At 56.7% G+C, this 466-nt stretch carries 1 protein-coding gene; it reads right to left on the reverse strand.

All coding sequences use genetic code 11. From position 1 onward, the window contains the following. Nucleotides 1-149: 149 nt before the first annotated feature. On the reverse strand, nt 150-466 hold a 317-nt coding region (locus tag DVK06_RS18790; protein ID WP_199718801.1), incomplete at its 5' end, for a hypothetical protein.

Raw genomic sequence — 466 nt, forward strand, 5'->3', positions numbered from 1 at the left:
CAGTTGCATCGTACGTTGGCCAACGCATTGAACGAGGTGCAATGCGATGCTCTTGCACCGGCCGGCATGGTCGCAGCCGTGTCTAAAAGTGATTAAATGGCTGGATTCGCTCGCGCCGGCCGGCAACTACACTTTGCAACTTACCGCGCTTAGCGGTCGTGCTTTTCATCAGACAAGCGCGCACCCGGCGCAGTATCGCTATCACCAAAAGTGCCGGGTCCTGATTCATTCGGCTCATCTTCGAGCAGTTCGGTGGGCGACCCACTGAGCGATGTGGCTGGCACCCGCGTTACTGCTTGCTGCGCACGCCGTGATGCTTTTTCGGCGCTGCCGGCTTCCACAAACTCTTTCAGCTTTTCCAGGCTTTGGCTCAAGTGGTGCGCCATTTCTTGCTCGGTATCTCCGGCCAGTACTCCAGGAAACTGCCCCGGCGCTACGTCAAAAATAAAGGTGGCTTTTGATGCAT

Origin of the sequence: Halorubrum sp. Atlit-28R (assembly GCF_003665955.1) — an archaeon.
Taxonomy (GTDB): Archaea; Halobacteriota; Halobacteria; order Halobacteriales; family Haloferacaceae; genus Halorubrum; species Halorubrum tropicale.